Raw genomic sequence first — 18,193 nt, forward strand, 5'->3', positions numbered from 1 at the left:
AATAAAAAGGCCGCTCACTTATTTTTTGATGAGCGGCTTTTTGTCATTTGTCTTTCCTGAATTGTCTTACTTTAAAGCGTAATGAGATGAACTCGAATTACGCTTTCTTGAAGATAGAGCTCAGTGACAGCACGTTTTGAATACGAGTCAGAATAGCGGCTTGATCTTCTTCACTGCGTTGTTCGCCTTTGGTGTTACCCCATACAGGGCCTGGCCACGCGATGTCTTCTTTGAAGCGTGCGATATGATGAATGTGCAGTTGAGGCACCATATTACCTAGCGCGCCTAGGTTGAGTTTGTCTGGTTGGAATGTGGCTTCTAGTGCTTGGCTTACCGCCTGAGATTCATGCAAGAACTGCTGTTGTTCTTTCATTGGTAAGTGGTGCAGCTCTTTTAGGTTGGCACGTTTTGGTACCAAGATAACCCAAGGTACGGCGCTGTCTTTGCTTAGCAGTGCTAAGCTCAGTGGAAATTCGCCGATAAGCGTGGTGTCTTTTGCTAACTGTGGGTGAAGTTCAAAGCTCATTGTTGTCTTCCCATTCATATAGTTTGAATCAGTATACGTCAGATAAAACAAAAGGTTGGCGCTTTCACGCCAACCTTTCTAATTTTCTCGAATCTCGAATCTCGAATCGCTTACATGCGCTCTAGCGTGTCGATACCTAGAAGCGATAGACCTTGCTTAATTGTCTTCGCTGTTAGTGCAGCAAGCTTCAGGCGGCTCTGTTTAACTGTCTCGTCTTCAGCCACAAGGATAGGGCACGCTTCGTAGAAGCTAGAGAACTGACCAGCAAGTTCGAACAGGTAGCTACACATGATGTGTGGTTGACCTTCACGAGCAACAGAATGCACGGCTTCTTCGAATTGTAGAAGTTTCGCGATAAGCGCTTTTTCTTTCTCTTCAGTGACTTTGATTGTCCCTTCAAGAGAGTCCATAGAAACGCCAGCTTTAGCGAATACAGAAGCAACACGAGTGTATGCGTACTGCATGTATGGTGCCGTGTTGCCTTCGAACGCAAGCATGTTGTCCCAATCGAACACGTAGTCAGTAGTACGGTGCTTAGAAAGGTCTGCGTACTTAACCGCTGCCATCGCAACCGTGTTCGCGATGGCTTTCTTCTCATCTTCTGCTAGTTCTGGGTTCTTAGACTCGATCAGTTGTGCAGCACGACCTTCTGCTTCATCAAGAAGATCAGCAAGACGAACCGTACCACCAGCACGAGTTTTGAATGGCTTACCGTCTTTACCTAACATCATGCCGAATGCGTGGTGTTCAAGAGAAACCGATTCAGGGATGTAACCTGCTTTACGAACGATAGTCCAAGCTTGCATTAAGTGCTGGTGTTGACGTGAGTCGATGAAGTAAAGCACACGGTCTGCGCCTAGTTCTTCAAAACGGTATTTAGCACAAGCAATGTCGGTTGTTGTGTAAAGGAAGCCGCCGTCGCGCTTCTGGATGATAACGCCCATTGGGTCACCATCTTTGTTTTTGTATTCGTCTAGGAATACAACTTGTGCGCCGTCATCTTCTTGAGCAATCCCTTTCTCTTTCAAATCCGCAACAATTGTTGGAAGCATGTTGTTGTACATGCTTTCGCCCATTACGTTATCACGTGTTAGAGACACGTTTAGACGATCGTAGTTGCGTTGGTTTTGAATCATAGTAACGTCAACTAGCTTCTTCCACATCTCTGCGCAGAACTCGTCGCCGCTTTGCAGTTTCACTACGTAGCCACGTGCTTTAAGTGCAAACTCTTCGTCTTCGTCGTAAAGTTTTTTAGATTCACGGTAGAAGCCTTCAAGGTCAGCAAGTTCCATTGAAACTTCACCAGATTCAGCCTGAACGCGCTCAAGGTTTGCGATAAGCATACCGAATTGAGTACCCCAGTCACCGATGTGGTTAGCACGGATAACGTTGTGGCCTAAGAATTCTAGAGTACGAACAACCGCATCACCGATGATAGTTGAACGTAGGTGACCAACGTGCATTTCTTTCGCTACGTTTGGTGCCGAGTAGTCAGCAACAATAGTTTGCGTTTCAGCAACGGCAACACCAAGGCGAGAGTCAGCTAATGCTGCGTCTGCTTGTTTTGCTAGGAAAGCTTCATCTAGGAAGATGTTTAGGAAACCAGGGCCGGCGATTTCAACTTTAGAAGCGATACCGTCTAGGTTTAGAACGTCCAATACTTTTTGAGCAAATTCTCGTGGGTTAGTGCCTAGTCGTTTAGCTACGCCCATAACGCCGTTTGCTTGGTAGTCACCAAATTGTGGTTTTGCAGATTGACGAACAGCAGCAGGAGAGCCTGCAGGTGCGCCAGCGGCTTCTAGAGCCTGAGATACTTTGTCATTAATAAGTGCTTGGATATTCACACGCGTTTCCTTCAATTCAAGGATGATAAGAGTGGCTGTTAATTCTTGGTCATTAAATTGGTTAATTATGCTTCTAGTTAACGGTTTAATGCCCAAACTGGCAGCAGACTCTGTTTAAGTTCATAGAAATGGCGTTAATCATACCAATTTTGTGAGGTTTCTTATAGGTGGAATTGATAGAAAATTAACATTTCATGAGGGGGTTTTGACAAACAACTTTTGCCAAGTCGAATTTGAATGTTTAAGGAATAGAATGAGCATACTTATTGAGTATTTTTTGCAAAAGCAACGCTTGTTGGAGAAAGCAAAAATGATAACATGCAGCTATTAATTGAAAAATACTGGCAATGATGATGAGCCTCAAACAAGCCGAACTAGAACCACAACAAATGATTGCCCGCCTTGATACGTTTATGGCGAAAATTGAGAACCTAGGCAACATACTGGGTTTGGACTTAAACTTTGCTCAAGCGGATCATATTGCGCTAAGAATCAATGAAACAGAACTTGCGAAATCTGCACATCAAGCATGGTCTGAATACGGTTCTACTATTTCACAGGCGATGATCAACGGTCGTCCTATTGTGGTGTTGGCTTTCGATGATCCATTGCAAAGTCTTGGCTGGAGCATTGAATGCTTAGAGTTGCCATATCCAGCAGAAGGTAAGATTTACCCAAGCCAAGATTGGGAGCATGTTGAATTCGTGATTCCTTCTCACGCGCAAACGGCTGATGAATATTTAGCGGATCTTAAAGAAACCTACCCACAGTTCGCTGCAAAGTTTGAAACTTTGGCGGACCAAGGTATCAAGATCAAACTCTCTAGCCCGAAAGGCGAAGGTGAACGTTTGAATAACCCGACGGTTGCATTTAAACATCAAGGGGTTTGCATCAAGTTACACCCTCATTCTTTGAAGAAGATTGTGGAATCAGAGCAAGCTTAAGCTCACCTGATAATCAGATACAAAAAACGCGTAATGGAGAAATCTTATTACGCGTTTTTATGGGTTCTAACGGTAAGTTGTACTTAAATAAGCGACTTACAGAATCACAGTCTTGTTGCCGTAAACAAACACGTGATCGTTGATCACCTTATTTAGCGCCTTACTCAATACATTCTTCTCTACGTCACGACCTGCTTGCGCCATGTCTTTCGCGCTGAAGTTGTGATCGACAGGGATAACGTCTTGCTTAATGATCGGGCCTTCGTCCAAATCATTAGTCACGAAGTGTGCCGTTGCACCAATGATCTTTACACCGCGCTCATACGCTTGCTGGTATGGTTTTGCACCAATGAATGCAGGTAAAAAGCTGTGGTGGATATTAATAATCTTGTGGTTGTACTTTTCAACAAATCCCGGAGTAAGCACTCGCATGTACTTCGCCAATACAAGGTAATCAGCTTGATATTGGTCAATCACTTCCAGCATCTTTTTCTCATGTTCTTCACGGTTTAGTCCTTCGTGAGCAACATGGTGGTAAGGAATATCAAAACGTTCGGTTAGGCTTTGTAGAATGTCATAGTTGCCAACAACGGCTGCGATTTCTACGTCTAAACTGCCATCGAAGTTCTTCATTAGAATGTCGCCAAGGCAGTGCGCTTCTTTGGTTACAAGTATCACAACACGCTTGCGAGAAGAGCTCATTAGTTTACGTTTCGCATTTTCTGGCAGCGCTTGGTCTAAATCAGCTAGCAAGGTTTCGTCATTGAAATACCCTTCTAGCTCAGTACGCATGAAAAAGTGACCACTTGTGTTATCTACGAACTCATTGTTGTGGACAATATTGAGTTGGTGCTTGTAACAAATGTTGGTGATTTTTGAGATGAGGCCAGGGGCATCAGTACAATGTGTTAGTAAAGTTTTTCTTTCCATTTGCATCTTACTTCCATGAAATATTTTTATTTTTCAAATTAAATGCAGGCCGTCGAACGGTGAACTGAGCTGCAATATCACCGTTATAATTAATCTATTATCAAGTTGGTTTCAACAAATTCTGCCGCGTTATCTCGTTATTTGAATCGTAAGTAGTTCAACAGCCCTTTTGTTTGTTTTGGGCTAGGTTGGTAAGAAGAGCTTAGCCTGCCATGTTTTATTCGATAGACTCCTCCTGTGATCAGTCATTTCTGATTCGCGCCAGCTCATTAAACCTGCCATAATTCGCCTTCTATTTTTCTAAATCTCGTACTCTATGATATCTAAAACGTTTTCTGCTGATGGCGCTCTGGGCAAAGCAATCCCTGGGTTTCAACCAAGACAAGCTCAGTTGGACATGGCTGAAGCCGTTTTACAGGCCATTCAGCAACAGAGCCAATTAGTTGTTGAAGCGGGAACAGGTACCGGTAAAACGTTTGCTTACTTAGTGCCTGCGCTGCTTAGTGGCAAGAAAACCATTATTAGTACGGGGTCTAAAAACCTTCAAGAACAGCTGTTTCATCGCGATTTACCATTAATGGTCGATGCGCTTGGTTTTTATGGTCAGGTTGCATTACTCAAAGGACGTTCAAACTATTTGTGTTTGGACAGGCTGAGTCGTCAAATGATCGAGAGTCATGGTACCCATACCGACCCAACGCTGTTAGCGCAACTGGTGAAAGTTCGTAGTTGGTCGTCAGCGACACAAACGGGTGACTTAGGGGATTGTGATGATATCGCGGAAGACAGCCCAATCATTCCTACAATTACCTCAACCAATGACAACTGCTTAGGGAAAGAGTGCCCAAGCTACACCGATTGCTTTGTGCTGAAAGCGCGTAAAAAAGCGATGGATTCCGATGTGGTCGTCGTAAACCACCACCTTTTCCTAGCGGATTTAGCGATTAAAGAAACCGGATTTGGTGAACTGATTCCTGAAGCCGATGTGTTTATCTTCGATGAAGCGCATCAGCTTCCCGATATTGCTAGCCAATACTTTGGTCAGTCTGTGTCGAGCCGACAGATCAATGAGCTCGCTAAAGACATCGAGATCGCCTACCGAACTGAAGCCAAAGACATGCGTCAGTTACAAAAGGTAGGGGACCGGCTCGTTCAGTCTGCCGCCGATCTACGTATTGTCTTGGGCGATACGGGCTTTCGTGGTAACTGGCGTGAGGCCTTAAAATCGGAGTCGATCGCCAGAGAACTTGTTCGTCTACAAGATGCGCTGCAACTGGCCGTTGATGTATTGAAATTAGCATTGGGTCGAAGCCAACTGTTAGACACCGCTTTCGAACGTGCAAACATGATTAAGTCACGCATTGAACGTGTGTGCGATGTGTCGATTACGGGATACTCTTATTGGTATGACACAACACCAAGGCAATTCGCTTTGCACATCACACCACTCTCGGTAGCGGATAAATTCCACGAGCAAATCGAACTTAAACCGGGCGCTTGGGTATTCACCTCTGCAACCTTGGCGGTGTCGGATGATTTCGACCATTTTACCTCGCGACTTGGCTTAAAGCCGTCGGCTCAGTTTTCACTGCCGAGCCCATTTGATTATCCGAATCAGGCACGTTTGTGTGTGCCTCGTTATCTTCCTGAACCGAATAGCCCGGGCTTGGCGGATAAGTTGGTTCGAATGCTGACTCCGGTGATCGAGCAAAACCAAGGCCGCTGTTTCTTCTTGTGTACTTCACACAGCATGATGAAAGAGTTGGGCGAGCGATTCCGAGAAACCCTCTCGGTTCCTGTTCTATTGCAAGGTGAGACAAGCAAGCAAAAAACCTTAGCCGAATTCATGGAATTAGGTAACGCATTGCTCGTCGCGACAGGCGCTTTCTGGGAAGGGATAGATGTTAGGGGCGATGCATTAAGCTGTGTTATCATCGATAAATTGCCCTTTACGGCCCCTGATGACCCTTTACTTAAGGCTCGAATCGAGGACTGTAAGCTAAAAGGGGGTGATCCTTTTGCTCAAGTGCAGTTGCCAGACGCAGTGATTACCTTGAAACAAGGTGTCGGCCGATTGATACGTGACAAGCGCGATAATGGCGCTTTGATTATTTGCGATAACCGATTGGTGACTCGCGATTACGGAGGCATATTTTTGGCGAGTTTACCGCCTATCCCTCGTACACGTGACTTAGGGATCATTAAAGAATTCTTAGCTAAAGACCATTCAACCGCTGCTGAGTAATTGGCATTGTTGAGTTTAGCCATTATTTTTAGATTAGATAACGAATATTTGAGACACGAATGAGCGCGAAAATTCTTGCAGTAGATACCGCAACTGAAAACTGTTCAGTTGCACTAGTAATGGGTGACCAGGTGTTCGCACGTAGCGAAGAGGCTCCTCGAGACCATACGAAAAAAATTCTACCTATGGTTGATGAAGTACTGAAAGAAGCGAATGTCGCTTTAACCGATATTGATGCTATCGCGTTTGGTCAAGGCCCAGGCAGCTTCACGGGTGTACGTATTGGTATTGGCATTGCTCAAGGCTTGGCTTTTGGCGCGGATTTACCAATGATCGGTGTCTCTACACTGACAGCGATGGCGCAAGGCAGCTACCGTAAATTTGGTGAAACTCATGTAGCAACAGCGATTGATGCGCGTATGAGTGAAGTGTACTGGGCTCGTTATAGCCGTGAACAAGACGGTCGTTGGACGGCAGTTGATGCTGAATGTGTCACACCACCAAGCGAATTGGCTGCGCAGCTTGAAGCGGACTCTGAAACATGGGCAAAAGTTGGCACTGGTTGGGAAGCGTACGCAGAACATATGGATACGCTAGCGATCAACACCAAAGCGTGTGAAGTGCTATTCCCAGAAGCTCAAGATATGGCGTTCCTTGCTCAATTTGCTTATGCAGAAGGCAAAGCGGTTGCAGCTGAAGAGTCTGAGCCAGTTTATCTTCGTGACAAAGTGACGTGGAAGAAACTGCCAGGTCGCGAATAAGCGGCTAGTTTGTGAGTAAACTACAATTAAGGCGTGTTGTTTCACGCCTTGTTTTGGTTCTGTCATTCATTTCACAGAGCCAAAATTAAAACAGATAAAGAATCATTAAACTCAGGTACAAAATTCCTTAAGCATGGTTTCAATAAACGGCTTACCTCCTTCTTCGATAGGCAATACATCCAAAACCAATCGAACCAATAAAAAGAATGAGGTAAAAAAAGGCGATGCAAAAACCTCAGTTGGTCAGCCAACTAAGGTTGCGAATGCTGTCTCGCATTCCATTCGCCAAGTCAAAGAATCTGAGATTCACAAAGCTCAGGTTCAATATGATCTTCCAGAAGGGCGTGGACGCCGTGCGATGGAGGAGTATATGGATGTGATGAATCAAGCTAAAAAAGAGGAACTTGCGAAGCTTATTGGGGTCGACATTTATATATAGCTTTGTGCTTTCATTTCTCCTGTTCTAAGGATCAGCATTATGTTTTCTCTCATGTCTAAATCTCGCTTATTTTTCCTTGTTGCCTTCTCTTTGATGGTGATGGGGTGCTCATCCCTACCTGAAGAACTGAATGCAAACTCTGAACAAGTGGTAACCGATTACCAAGAGTGGGTAAACACAGTACCAGACGCTGGTGATGTTCGTTTAGGTGGTGTGATTGCCAAGGTAACAAACTTACAAGATAAGACTCGAGTTGAAGTGGTTAATATGCCGATCTCAAGCAGCGGTAAGCCTGATATTGATGCTGAGCCCAAAGGCCGTTTTGTTGCTTATATCGATGGTTATGTTGAGCCATTGAGTTTTGCGGAAGGTCGTTTAGTGACCTTAGTGGGAACATCAAATGGCACGGAAGATGGTATTATTGGTGATTATCCTTACACCTTTCCAGTGATGAATGTATATAACCAACGACTGTGGAAAATCACAGAGCGAGTCGTGATCAACGACTTTGTACCAACGTATTATTCTTGTCGCAGTCTACATTGCCGTAGCTTCCAAACTATGCCTCAGCACGGGCGTGTGATTCAAGATGTGGAATAGTCGAGCCTTCATTCGACAAACTCAACTATAGGGGCAACATACAATCAATGATTGAAAAGTCATATTCCCTCGCGAGCGGGACGCTTGCTACACAACAGATTGGAAACCCAAAAACGACCGCAATGACGGTCGTTTTTATTCATGGTTGGTTAGATAATTCCGCGAGTTTCTCTTCTGTTCTCTCTAATCTAGCAACACTTTCACCAAACTCTCACTTGGTTGCGATTGATCTCTTTGGTCATGGCTTTTCGTCGCATAAGACGGACAGTTACTACCCGTTTCACGACTATATCGATGATTTGCACCAGTTGGTGATGAAATTATCGCCAAACAGACTGGTGTTAGTAGGACATTCACTTGGTGCATTGATCGCAAGTTGCTATAGTGCCGCCTTTCCTGAAAAGGTGTCAGGATTAATTCAAATTGAAGGTCACGGACCTCTTTCAGAAGCTCCCCAAGAAACGGTCTCTCGCTTGAGAGATGGGGTACTCAGTCGTCTTCGACAGCGAAGAAAGCCTTCACGTCTTCTAGCAAACCTTGAGGACGCTATTAAACTGAGAGCTCACGCCAATCAAATCAATGCTGAATTAATCGCTCCTATTGTTGAGCGAGGGGTTATTGAGCAAGGAATTGTTAATCAAGGTACTGCTGAACTAGAAAACGCCTGGCAATGGCGATGCGACCCAAAGCTTAAATGTGACTCGTTGTATCGCATGTCACAGGCGCATACCGAAGCGATTATGGCGGCTATTGAATGCCCTCAATTAATAATTTTAGGGAATGATGGATTTCGACATTTGCGGCACAATCGCTACAAATCAGCCCATAATTCTCTGAATGTAGAGACGATCCCTGGCGGACATCATTGTCATTTAGAGAGCCCAGAGCTAGTTTCAGAACTAATTCTTGGTGTAGTTAACAAAATTTAAACAAGTGTTTGAGCCTTTTAGTGCTCATGCTCTAAAGCTGTGCTGTAATACTGCTATGATAAATAGCGGCGAGCAGTCGTCAGCTGATAAACGAGGAGTAACATCGTGGATAAACCTTGGCTTTCACGTTATCCAAGTGGCGTACCAGAGACGATCAACCCAGATCAGTACCAATCTCTTGTAGAAATGTTTGAACAGTCGGTACAAAAGTTCGCGGACCAACCTGCATTCGAAAACATGGGGTCGATAATGACATTCCGTAAGCTTGAAGAGCGCAGCCGTGCTTTTGCCGCTTATTTACAGAATGATCTGAAACTGAAGAAAGGCGATCGTGTTGCATTGATGATGCCTAACCTGTTGCAATACCCAATTGCACTTTTTGGAGTATTGCGTGCTGGTATGATTGCTGTGAACGTCAATCCACTGTACACACCCCGAGAGCTTGAACATCAACTGAACGATTCTGGTGCAAAGGCGATTGTTATCGTTTCAAATTTTGCGAGCACGTTAGAGAAAGTCGTTGATAACACGCCAGTTAAACATGTTGTACTCACCAGTTTAGGGCAAATGCTGCCACGCGCTAAAGGTACGATTGTCGACTTCGTAGTGAAATACGTAAAAGGCATGGTGCCTAAGTATGATCTACCGGGGGCTATCTCCTTTAGAAAAGCACTACATAAAGGTCGCCGTCTTCAGTATGTGAAGCCTTTCATGGCTGGCGATGACATTGCATTCCTTCAGTACACAGGTGGTACAACTGGCGTAGCAAAGGGCGCCATTTTAACGCACCGCAATATGATCGCGAACGTACTTCAAGCAAAAGGCGCATACGGCCCTGTATTGCAAGAAGGTCGTGAGTTGGTCGTAACGGCACTGCCGCTTTACCACGTGTTTGCTCTTACCGTGAACTGCTTGCTGTTTGTTGAGATGGGGGGGCGCAACCTTCTAATTACTAACCCTCGTGACATTCCTGGCTTTATTAAAGAGCTGCAAAAGGTTCCGTTTACTGCAATCACAGGTGTCAATACACTGTTCAATGCGCTAGTAAATAATGAAGATTTCCACGAGTTAGATTTCAGTAATCTACGTCTATCTGTTGGTGGTGGTATGGCGGTTCAGCGCTCTGTTGCTGAGAAATGGAAGAAAGTGACAGGTATTCACTTGCTGGAAGGTTATGGTTTAACTGAATGTGCTCCGCTAGTTACAGGTAATCCATATGACCTGAAAGACTACACCGGTGCAATTGGCCTACCAGTACCGTCGACAGAAGTACGTATTGTTGATGATGAAAGTAAAGTCGTAGCCAATGACCAAGTAGGTGAGTTGCAAGTTCGTGGCCCTCAAGTGATGCAAGGCTACTGGCAGCGCCCAGAAGCGACCAAAGAAGTCATCGACCAAGATGGTTGGTTGTCTACGGGTGACATCGTTAAGTTCGATGACGAAGGCTTGCTGCATATTGTTGACCGTAAGAAAGACATGATTTTGGTGTCTGGCTTTAACGTTTACCCGAATGAGATTGAAGACGTCGTGGCTCTGCATGGTAAAGTGCTGGAAGTGGCAGCTATCGGTCAACCTCACGAAGTGTCCGGTGAGCTGGTTAAAATCTACGTTGTGAAGCGTGACCCTAGCCTGACCAAAGAAGACATTATCGCGCACTGTCGTGAGCACTTAACGGGTTATAAGATCCCTAAATTAGTCGAGTTCAGAGAAGACCTGCCAAAGACTAACGTAGGTAAGATCTTACGCCGCGTGCTACGTGAAGAGAACGATGCAGAGCTTGCGAAACGTGCGAGCGAATAATAAGCCAATGATGAGAAATCACTGCACAAGAAACCATTCAGGCGCTTAACCTAAGCGATCGTTGAAAAATGGTGTTAGAATGCCGACAGTTAATGTCGGCATTTTTGTGTCCGGCGATCAAATAGAAACCAGTGAGAGCTTTTGTGGATTACCAAATCATTACCCAATTGAAAGACCTTGAACGAGTTTGCCAACAAGCACGTCAAGCTGATGTTGTTATGCTTGATACGGAGTTTGTTCGTACAAGAACCTATTACCCTCAATTAGGCTTGATTCAGTTATTTGATGGTGAAACGCTATCATTGATTGACCCTATTGCTCTTGATGACATGACACCGTTTGTCACACTAATAAAAGATGCATCAGTGTTGAAAGTGCTGCACGCGTGTGGCGAAGATTTGGAAGTGTTCCAGAATGCATTTGGCTGTACACCAACACCAATGGTTGATACGCAGATCATGGCGGCTTTCTTAGGTCATGGTTTATCAACGGGCTTTGCTGCTTTAGTTTCAGAGTTCGTGGGAGTAGACCTAGACAAGAGTGAATCTCGCACAGACTGGCTGGCTCGTCCGCTTTCTCAAAAGCAATTGGACTACGCAGCGGCAGACGTGCATTACCTAATGCCAATGTACAATAAGCTTCTAGAAAAAGTGATGGAAGCTGGCTGGTGGGAAGCGGCTCAACAAGAGTCTGACTTACAAGTTGCCAAGCGCATCCGTAAAGTCAACCCAGACACTGCCTACCTTGATATTAAAGGTGCATGGCAGCTGAAACCTAAGCAGCTAGCGATTTTGAGACCGTTAGCCACTTGGCGTTTAAAAGAAGCGATTAAGCGTGATTTAGCGTTGAACTTTGTTTTCAAAGAACAAGATTTGTGGGCAGTGGCGCGATTCGCGATGAAAGATCCTAAGCACATGGAGCAAGAAGGTTTTGATTACCGCTCTGTACGCCGTCATGGCGCAAAGATTAGCTCAATCGTTAAGTTGGCTGAACACACGCCAGAAGAAGAATATCCAGCGCCAGTAGAACGTCTAATGGATTACCCGGGTTACAAACAAATCTTCAAAGTGTTGAAAGATGAAGTGAAAACGGCGTCACAACACAGTGGTTTAGCGACAGAGTTCTTGGCATCGAAGAAGCAACTTAACCAAGTGTTAAGTTGGGTTTGGAAGCACGATCGCAACCCAGAGAAGCTACCTGATGTGATGCAAGGTTGGCGTTTAGATGTGATTGGCGAGAAGCTGAGTAAAGCGATCAAATAATCTGTAATGGCGATAAAACGTCGCCAGCGACAGAGATAAAATTCCGACACAAAAAAGAGAGCCGAGGCTCTCTTTTTTATTCAATCAATATAAATCGCGTATGGCTTGTTGAGCTTGTTCAGAAAGATTATCGATCTTCTTCTGGCAGCTTAACGTTCAGCTCTAAGACTGAAATGTCGTCATCTTTGTGTTCGAAAGTCAAATCAACCATTGATGGATCGACTTCAACATACTTAGCGATAACCTTAAGAATATCTTCTTTTAGCTCTGGTAAATATGATGGTGCTGGATCGTCATGGCTGCGTCGTTCAGCAACAATGATCTGCAAACGCTCTTTGGCTAGGTTTGCGGTTGTCTTTTTCTGTGGTCTAAAAAACTCTAATAGTGACATTGCGTATTAGCCTCCGAATAGTCGTTTGAAGATGCCTTTCTTCTGCTCCGTTAAGAAACGGAAGTCAACTTGGCTACCCAGTAGGCGTTCTACAGTATCATTGTAAGCCATACCAGCATCGGTTGCTTCATCAAAGATAACTGGAACACCTTTGTTCGATGCGTTCAGTACCGCTTGGCTCTCTGGAATCACCCCCAGTAGAGAGATGTGTAGGATTTCTTCTACATCTTCCACGCCCAGCATTTCTCCTTGAGTAACGCGAGCAGGGTTGTAGCGAGTGAGTAAAAGGTGGGTTTTTACTGGCTCCAAGCCATCTTCAGAACGGCGAGATTTAGAATCCAGAATCCCGAGAATACGGTCTGAGTCACGGACAGAAGAGACTTCAGGGTTAGTGGTTACAATCGCTTCATCAGCAAAGTACAGTGCCATCAGAGCGCCTTGCTCGATACCTGCTGGAGAGTCACAGATGATGAAATCAAAGCCCATTTCATCAAGTTCATCAAATATACGGCGAACACCGTCTTTAGTGAGTGCATCTTTATCGCGAGTTTGAGAAGCAGGAAGAATGAACAAGTTGTCTGTGCGTTTATCTTTGATCATCGCTTGATTTAGCGTTGCTTCACCATTGATAACGTTGACGAAATCGTACACAACACGACGCTCACAACCCATAATTAAATCTAGGTTACGCAGGCCGATATCAAAGTCGATAACTGCGGTTTTTTTTCCTTTTAAAGCCAGGCCTGAGGCTATAGCTGCACTGGAGGTCGTTTTGCCTACCCCGCCTTTACCTGACGTTACAACGATAATGCGTGCCATTCTTTTTTCCTTTTATTTCTTTTATATTGCGAGGACATCAACGTGTAATACATCGTTTGCCATACTGAACATGGTTTTTTTCTGCCAGTACTCGCTTTCAATTTGATCGCTGAGCCAGTAATTTCCAGCAATGGAAACCAACTCGGCTTGTAAATCATTACAAATTATTTTTGCTTCAGTTTGACCACTGGCTCCTGCAATCGCGCGGCCGCGTAGCGTGCCATGAATATGAATGCTGCCATCGGCTATGACTTCGGCGCCTGCACTTACATGATTGAGTATTAACAGGTCACTATCTTTAGCATAAACCTGCTGACCTGAACGAATAGGGGTTCTCACCACTTTAATCGGTGCCATTTCGGCTGGTGCTTGAGATGGAGACTTACTGGCTGTCATGACTGCAAAACCCGCTTCTTTCGCTAGGTTTTGGGTTCGCCTATCTGAACAGCCTGCCACACCAACTGGGATCATCCCCGCTTGAGAGATCCCCTTTTTCAGTTGCACAAAATCGATATCGCCAACCACTTTACTAATGTTGATGACAACAGGTGCAGCAGCGAAAAAAGTGGGTGCTTGGTTTACCTTCTCTTGAAGAAAAGACACTGCATTTTCGACTTGATCATCGGATAAGTGCAAAACAGATAGCGTGAAACTACTACCTTTTAGATCTGGGTTACTAGACATCGAAAAACTACAGGACCTCAATTGCGGATTGGTACAATTTCTTTATCAATAAAATAAAGGGCATTGCCTGAAACTAGGTGTATCATGTTATATTCACAAACCAAGCACAGCAAGTAATCTTGTTGTCAAATGAACGTTTTGTTCCCAATATTTCGTTAACATAAACTATTGCTCTCGCAAGTGAGAGTTTTGTAGTCATAAACATTTAAAAAAGGTTTGTCATGCTGTGTTCTATATATAAAAGTTCAAAGAAAGAAGGAACATACCTTTATATCCCTAAGAAGGATGATTTTTCACAAGTTCCTGACGCATTGATGCAAATGTTTGGTAAACCTAGCTTTGTAATGGTAATTAAAATGGATGGCCGTAAACTGGCTCAAGTGAACATCGAAAAAGTGAAAGAATCACTGAATACCGATGGTTTCTTTTTGCAAGTTCCGCCCCCACCAGTTAACGAACTTGAACGTCACAAAGAGCGTAAAGCTCAACAAAAAGTTCAAGACGAAGAGTGATAGCCACCTCAATTCAAGGAGGAGTGATCGTTGAGTAAATTTTCGAAAAGCATATTGGTTGTGTCGGCATTACTATTGGGTAATAGCTTGACCATAAGTTCCGTACAAGCTGAAGAACTGAGCTTCGAACAATATGTAGAAAAACTAAAGCAACAAGGCCGTGAAGAAGGCATTTCTGAAGCGATCATTGATGAAGCCTTTGATGGTGTCACGTTTAAGCCAAGAGCGGTGAAAGCCGACAAAAATCAACCTGAGAAGAAGCTGACTCTGGATGAATACATTCCACGAGCAGTACCCGATTGGAAAGTGAAGCAAGCCAGATCACTTTATAAGAAGCATTACACAGCGTTAAAGCGCATTGGTGATGAATATGGTGTTCAACCGAGATTTATTGTCGCGCTATGGGGCGTTGAGAGTAATTTTGGTAAGTTCACGGGTAATTACAGTGTTATTGATGCGCTAACGACCATGGCTTACGAAGGGCGCAGAGAAGCGTTTTTCCGTAGCGAAGCAATGGCGGCATTGAAGATTCTTGATCAAGGCCATATTGCACCAAAAGAGATGAAAGGCTCTTGGGCTGGTGCCATGGGTCAGCCTCAGTTTATGCCAAGCTCATTCTTAGCGTTTGCCGCTGATGGTAACGGTGATGGTAAGAAAGATATCTGGGGGACTGAAGAAGATGTGTTTGCTTCGGCAGCCAATTACCTTAGCCAATCCGGTTGGGATGATAAGTACACTTGGGGCCGCCAGGTTCACGTACCGTCAACCGTGTCTATTGATTTGCAAGGCCGAACTGAAGACAAAGCGAAGTACTTAAAAGAGTGGTCTGAACTCGGTATTAAGCGTTATGACGATCGCCCATTGCCAACGCTTGATGAAGACATTAAAGCTTGGTTGATTATGCCGGACGACGAAGCGGGTCGTTCGTACCTCATTTACAACAACTACAATGTGTTAATGAAGTGGAATCGTTCTTACTACTTTGCTTTGGCAGTTAGCCACCTAGCAGACAGAATTAAGTTTGATTAATTGACTTGATTTGATTAATCGGAATAGTTTGCTTTGATAGCATTTGGCCTACCATAGGCATAACGAACTAAAGGACTCTTCGGAGTCCTTTTTGATTTTATATTTCAGAGATTTAATAAGGTGGTCTCGTGCTAACAGATAGAGCTGCACAGATGGTGATATTCCATGCGTTAATTAAGTATGAAGGCTTTACCAGTGCTGCAAAAAGCTTGAACGTTTCCGTGTCTCACATCAGTAAACAAGTTGCTTTGCTTGAAGACTCAATCGGCATCAAGTTGGTACAACGAACCACACGTAGTCTAACGTTGACCGAAGCGGGGGAGGTGTTCTATCAGCATTGTGAGCAACTGTTTAACACGGTAAAAGCAGCACAAATGGATATGGACAGCCAGCGTGAGGATATCTCTGGAATATTGCGCGTGGGGTTGTCACAGTCATTTGGTACCTTGCATATCATTCCGGCGATTGATCTGCTCAGACAGCTTTATCCTCAGCTGAGAATCGAGGTGCACTTGTTCGACTACAAGGTGGACATGATTGAAGAGCGTTTGGACCTTTGGATTACCAACAATGAAGACCTACCAGAAGGTTACATTGCGCAGCGCCTAGCAGACAGTCAGTTCGTGGTGGCAGCATCGCCCGATTATCTGATTAAGGCAGGGACTCCTCATACACCTTCTGATTTGATTGACCATAACTGTCTGATCTATCGCAGCCGAGAACGAGATTACACATCGTGGGCCTTTGATAACGGGCAAGAGAACCTTAGCGTTAAAGTTGCTGGTGATTACTCGGTCGATTTAGCCGAGGCTGTACGAGACGCAGCGGTAGCTGGGTGGGGCGTTGCTTATTTGGCAACCTACTTAGTCAAAGAAGAGTTTCGAACCGGTAAGCTAATCCAAGTATTACCAGAATGGCGAGCGAGTCAGTTGATGCCATTTTATGCCGTGTACCCGAGCCGAAAGAATATGCCGAAGAAGCTTTCAGCTGTAATTGAGTTCATCAAAGATCATATTGGGTCACCAACGTACTGGGACAAAAACCTCCAAACTTGCGTTGAACTGCATCACTAACTGTTTCCTAATTTATAAATATAATTTCCATATGGAAAAAGTATGCTTTTTAATCAATGCTAATTATTAAAATTCAATGACTTAATTATATTCATAGCTAAATGGTGATTACCCCAACATCACGTTAACAACCTCAACTTGCCGCAAACGATTTCCTCTATAGAATGCGTCGCCTTTCCTACCTACAACTTTTAGGTTGACGCACATGGCTTCCCTACTTGGAATTATCACTATTTTAGTTGCCGCTTGGTTACTATCTACGGACAGAAAAAATATTCCACTAAGAACAGTCTCTTTGGCTTTCTTATTACAAATCTCATTCGCGCTATTGGTTCTGTATGTACCAATGGGTAAAGAAGCGTTGAATGCAGCCACGGGTGCGGTATCTAGCTTGATCAACTACGGTCAAGAGGGGATTAATTTCTTATTTGGTGGCCTAACGAATAACGGATTTGTTTTCGCGATTAATGTTCTAGGCATCATTATCTTTTTCTCTGCACTGATCTCGGGTTTGTACCACATTGGTTTTATGCCAAAGGTGATCAACCTTATTGGTGGTGCGCTGCAGAAGTTCCTGGGTACAGGCCGTGCGGAGTCACTGTCTGCAACGGCGAACATCTTTGTTGGCATGATTGAAGCGCCATTGGTGGTTAAGCCTTACTTGAAGCACATGACGGATTCTCAGCTGTTTGCCGTGATGGTATGTGGTTTGGCTTCTGTTGCTGGTGGCACGCTAGTGGGTTATGCATCGCTTGGTGTAGACCTTAACTACTTGATCGCTGCGGCATTCATGTCGGCGCCTGCTGGCCTGTTAATGGCTAAAATCTTAGTACCGGGTAGTCCAGATGACGCTCAAGAAAATATTGAGTCTGATGTAGAAATTCCACGAGCAACAAACGTTGTTGAGGCAATGGCTGATGGGGCTATGTCTGGACTTCGTATTGCCGTTGCTGTAGGTGCAACACTTCTTGCCTTTATCAGTGTGATTGCAATGCTGAATGGTTTACTCGGTATCGTTGGCGGTTGGTTTGGCGTAAACCTAAGCTTCGAACTTATCCTAGGTTATGTGTTCGCCCCCGTTGCATGGTTGATCGGTGTACCCTGGTCTGAGGCTGTGGTTGCAGGCTCGCTGATCGGGAACAAGATTGTTGTGAACGAGTTTGTGGCTTTTATCCAGTTAATGGATGCTAAAGAAGCACTGAGTGAACACTCGCAAGCGATCGTGACTTTCGCTCTATGTGGTTTTGCTAACATATCAACCATGGCGATTTTGATTGGTGGCTTGGGTAGTTTAGTTCCAGAGCGTCGCTCTTTCATCTCACAATACGGCTTCAAAGCAATTTGTGCTGGTGTGTTTGCTAACTTAATGAGTGCAGCGATTGCTGGTGTGGTACTTTCGCTTTAA

18 protein-coding genes are annotated in these 18,193 nt (G+C 44.6%); 12 read left to right on the forward strand and 6 right to left on the reverse strand.

The features are described 5' to 3' along the window. Positions 1 to 97: 97 nt before the first annotated feature. Together OCU50_RS03975 and argS are read right to left on the reverse strand one after the other, a co-directional pair. Positions 98 to 526, reverse strand: coding sequence for an HIT family protein (locus OCU50_RS03975; RefSeq protein ID WP_060468248.1), 429 nt, complete (start codon positions 524 to 526; stop codon positions 98 to 100). Positions 527 to 636: 110 nt separating this feature from the next. Continuing rightward, positions 637 to 2,370, reverse strand: coding sequence for an arginine--tRNA ligase (gene argS / locus OCU50_RS03980; protein ID WP_060468247.1), 1,734 nt, complete (start codon positions 2,368 to 2,370; stop codon positions 637 to 639). A 347-nt stretch (positions 2,371 to 2,717) separates the two neighbouring features. On the opposite strand from argS, the gene OCU50_RS03985 reads away from it, so the two are divergent. Beyond that, positions 2,718 to 3,314, forward strand: a complete 597-nt coding sequence (locus tag OCU50_RS03985) for a VOC family protein (protein ID WP_060468246.1) — start codon at positions 2,718 to 2,720, stop codon at positions 3,312 to 3,314. A 96-nt stretch (positions 3,315 to 3,410) separates the two neighbouring features. Here OCU50_RS03985 and purU read toward each other — a convergent pair whose 3' ends face one another. Further along, a complete protein-coding gene (gene purU, locus OCU50_RS03990; RefSeq protein ID WP_029626983.1) occupies positions 3,411 to 4,244 on the reverse strand; it encodes a formyltetrahydrofolate deformylase in 834 nt (277 codons plus the stop codon). A gap of 316 nt (positions 4,245 to 4,560) precedes the next feature. Between purU and yoaA the strand changes: the two genes are divergently transcribed. The 7 genes from yoaA to rnd all read left to right on the forward strand — a co-directional run bounded on the left by yoaA (position 4,561) and on the right by rnd (position 12,280). Beyond that, positions 4,561 to 6,489 carry a DNA repair helicase YoaA gene (yoaA, locus tag OCU50_RS03995; RefSeq protein ID WP_060468245.1) on the forward strand — a complete coding sequence of 643 codons (1,929 nt, stop codon included), beginning with the start codon at positions 4,561 to 4,563 and terminating at the stop codon, positions 6,487 to 6,489. 59 nt (positions 6,490 to 6,548) lie between these two features. Then, positions 6,549 to 7,250 (forward strand): tRNA (adenosine(37)-N6)-threonylcarbamoyltransferase complex dimerization subunit type 1 TsaB, encoded by a 702-nt coding sequence (tsaB, locus tag OCU50_RS04000; protein ID WP_060468244.1) that lies wholly within the window; start codon positions 6,549 to 6,551, stop codon positions 7,248 to 7,250. Between the two features lie 133 nt (positions 7,251 to 7,383). Further along, positions 7,384 to 7,689 (forward strand): hypothetical protein, encoded by a 306-nt coding sequence (locus tag OCU50_RS04005; RefSeq protein ID WP_017074520.1) that lies wholly within the window; start codon positions 7,384 to 7,386, stop codon positions 7,687 to 7,689. Between the two features lie 39 nt (positions 7,690 to 7,728). Further along, a complete protein-coding gene (locus OCU50_RS04010; protein WP_060468243.1) occupies positions 7,729 to 8,289 on the forward strand; it encodes a Slp family lipoprotein in 561 nt (186 codons plus the stop codon). A 47-nt stretch (positions 8,290 to 8,336) separates the two neighbouring features. After that, a complete protein-coding gene (locus OCU50_RS04015) occupies positions 8,337 to 9,218 on the forward strand; it encodes an alpha/beta fold hydrolase (RefSeq protein ID WP_060468242.1) in 882 nt (293 codons plus the stop codon). Positions 9,219 to 9,323: 105 nt separating this feature from the next. Further along, on the forward strand, positions 9,324 to 11,018 hold the full coding sequence (gene fadD, locus OCU50_RS04020) for a long-chain-fatty-acid--CoA ligase FadD (RefSeq protein WP_060468241.1): 1,695 nt from the start codon (positions 9,324 to 9,326) through the stop codon (positions 11,016 to 11,018). A 143-nt stretch (positions 11,019 to 11,161) separates the two neighbouring features. After that, positions 11,162 to 12,280, forward strand: coding sequence for a ribonuclease D (rnd, locus tag OCU50_RS04025; protein ID WP_060468240.1), 1,119 nt, complete (start codon positions 11,162 to 11,164; stop codon positions 12,278 to 12,280). A gap of 127 nt (positions 12,281 to 12,407) precedes the next feature. Here rnd and minE read toward each other — a convergent pair whose 3' ends face one another. Genes minE through minC form a run of 3 tightly spaced genes read right to left on the reverse strand, consistent with a single transcriptional unit; the run spans position 12,408 to position 14,174 of the window. Further along, on the reverse strand, positions 12,408 to 12,671 hold the full coding sequence (gene minE, locus OCU50_RS04030; RefSeq protein ID WP_017056428.1) for a cell division topological specificity factor MinE: 264 nt from the start codon (positions 12,669 to 12,671) through the stop codon (positions 12,408 to 12,410). A 6-nt stretch (positions 12,672 to 12,677) separates the two neighbouring features. Beyond that, positions 12,678 to 13,490, reverse strand: a complete 813-nt coding sequence (minD, locus tag OCU50_RS04035; protein ID WP_017056429.1) for a septum site-determining protein MinD — start codon at positions 13,488 to 13,490, stop codon at positions 12,678 to 12,680. Between the two features lie 21 nt (positions 13,491 to 13,511). Beyond that, entirely contained in the window at positions 13,512 to 14,174 is a 663-nt protein-coding gene (gene minC / locus OCU50_RS04040) for a septum site-determining protein MinC (RefSeq protein ID WP_060468239.1), read from the reverse strand. A 221-nt stretch (positions 14,175 to 14,395) separates the two neighbouring features. Here minC and OCU50_RS04045 point away from each other — a divergent pair, with 221 nt between their 5' ends. From OCU50_RS04045 to OCU50_RS04060, 4 genes are all read left to right on the forward strand, one after another. Further along, complete coding sequence (locus OCU50_RS04045) at positions 14,396 to 14,686, forward strand: YcgL domain-containing protein (protein WP_017056431.1); 291 nt, start codon at positions 14,396 to 14,398, stop codon at positions 14,684 to 14,686. Between the two features lie 30 nt (positions 14,687 to 14,716). Beyond that, entirely contained in the window at positions 14,717 to 15,715 is a 999-nt protein-coding gene (locus tag OCU50_RS04050) for a lytic murein transglycosylase (protein WP_060468238.1), read from the forward strand. Between the two features lie 152 nt (positions 15,716 to 15,867). Further along, positions 15,868 to 16,788 carry a LysR family transcriptional regulator gene (locus tag OCU50_RS04055; RefSeq protein ID WP_082710344.1) on the forward strand — a complete coding sequence of 307 codons (921 nt, stop codon included), beginning with the start codon at positions 15,868 to 15,870 and terminating at the stop codon, positions 16,786 to 16,788. 205 nt (positions 16,789 to 16,993) lie between these two features. Continuing rightward, positions 16,994 to 18,193 (forward strand): NupC/NupG family nucleoside CNT transporter, encoded by a 1,200-nt coding sequence (locus OCU50_RS04060; RefSeq protein WP_017056434.1) that lies wholly within the window; start codon positions 16,994 to 16,996, stop codon positions 18,191 to 18,193.

The organism is Vibrio toranzoniae (genome assembly GCF_024347655.1).
In the GTDB taxonomy this organism is placed as follows: Bacteria; Pseudomonadota; Gammaproteobacteria; order Enterobacterales; family Vibrionaceae; genus Vibrio; species Vibrio toranzoniae.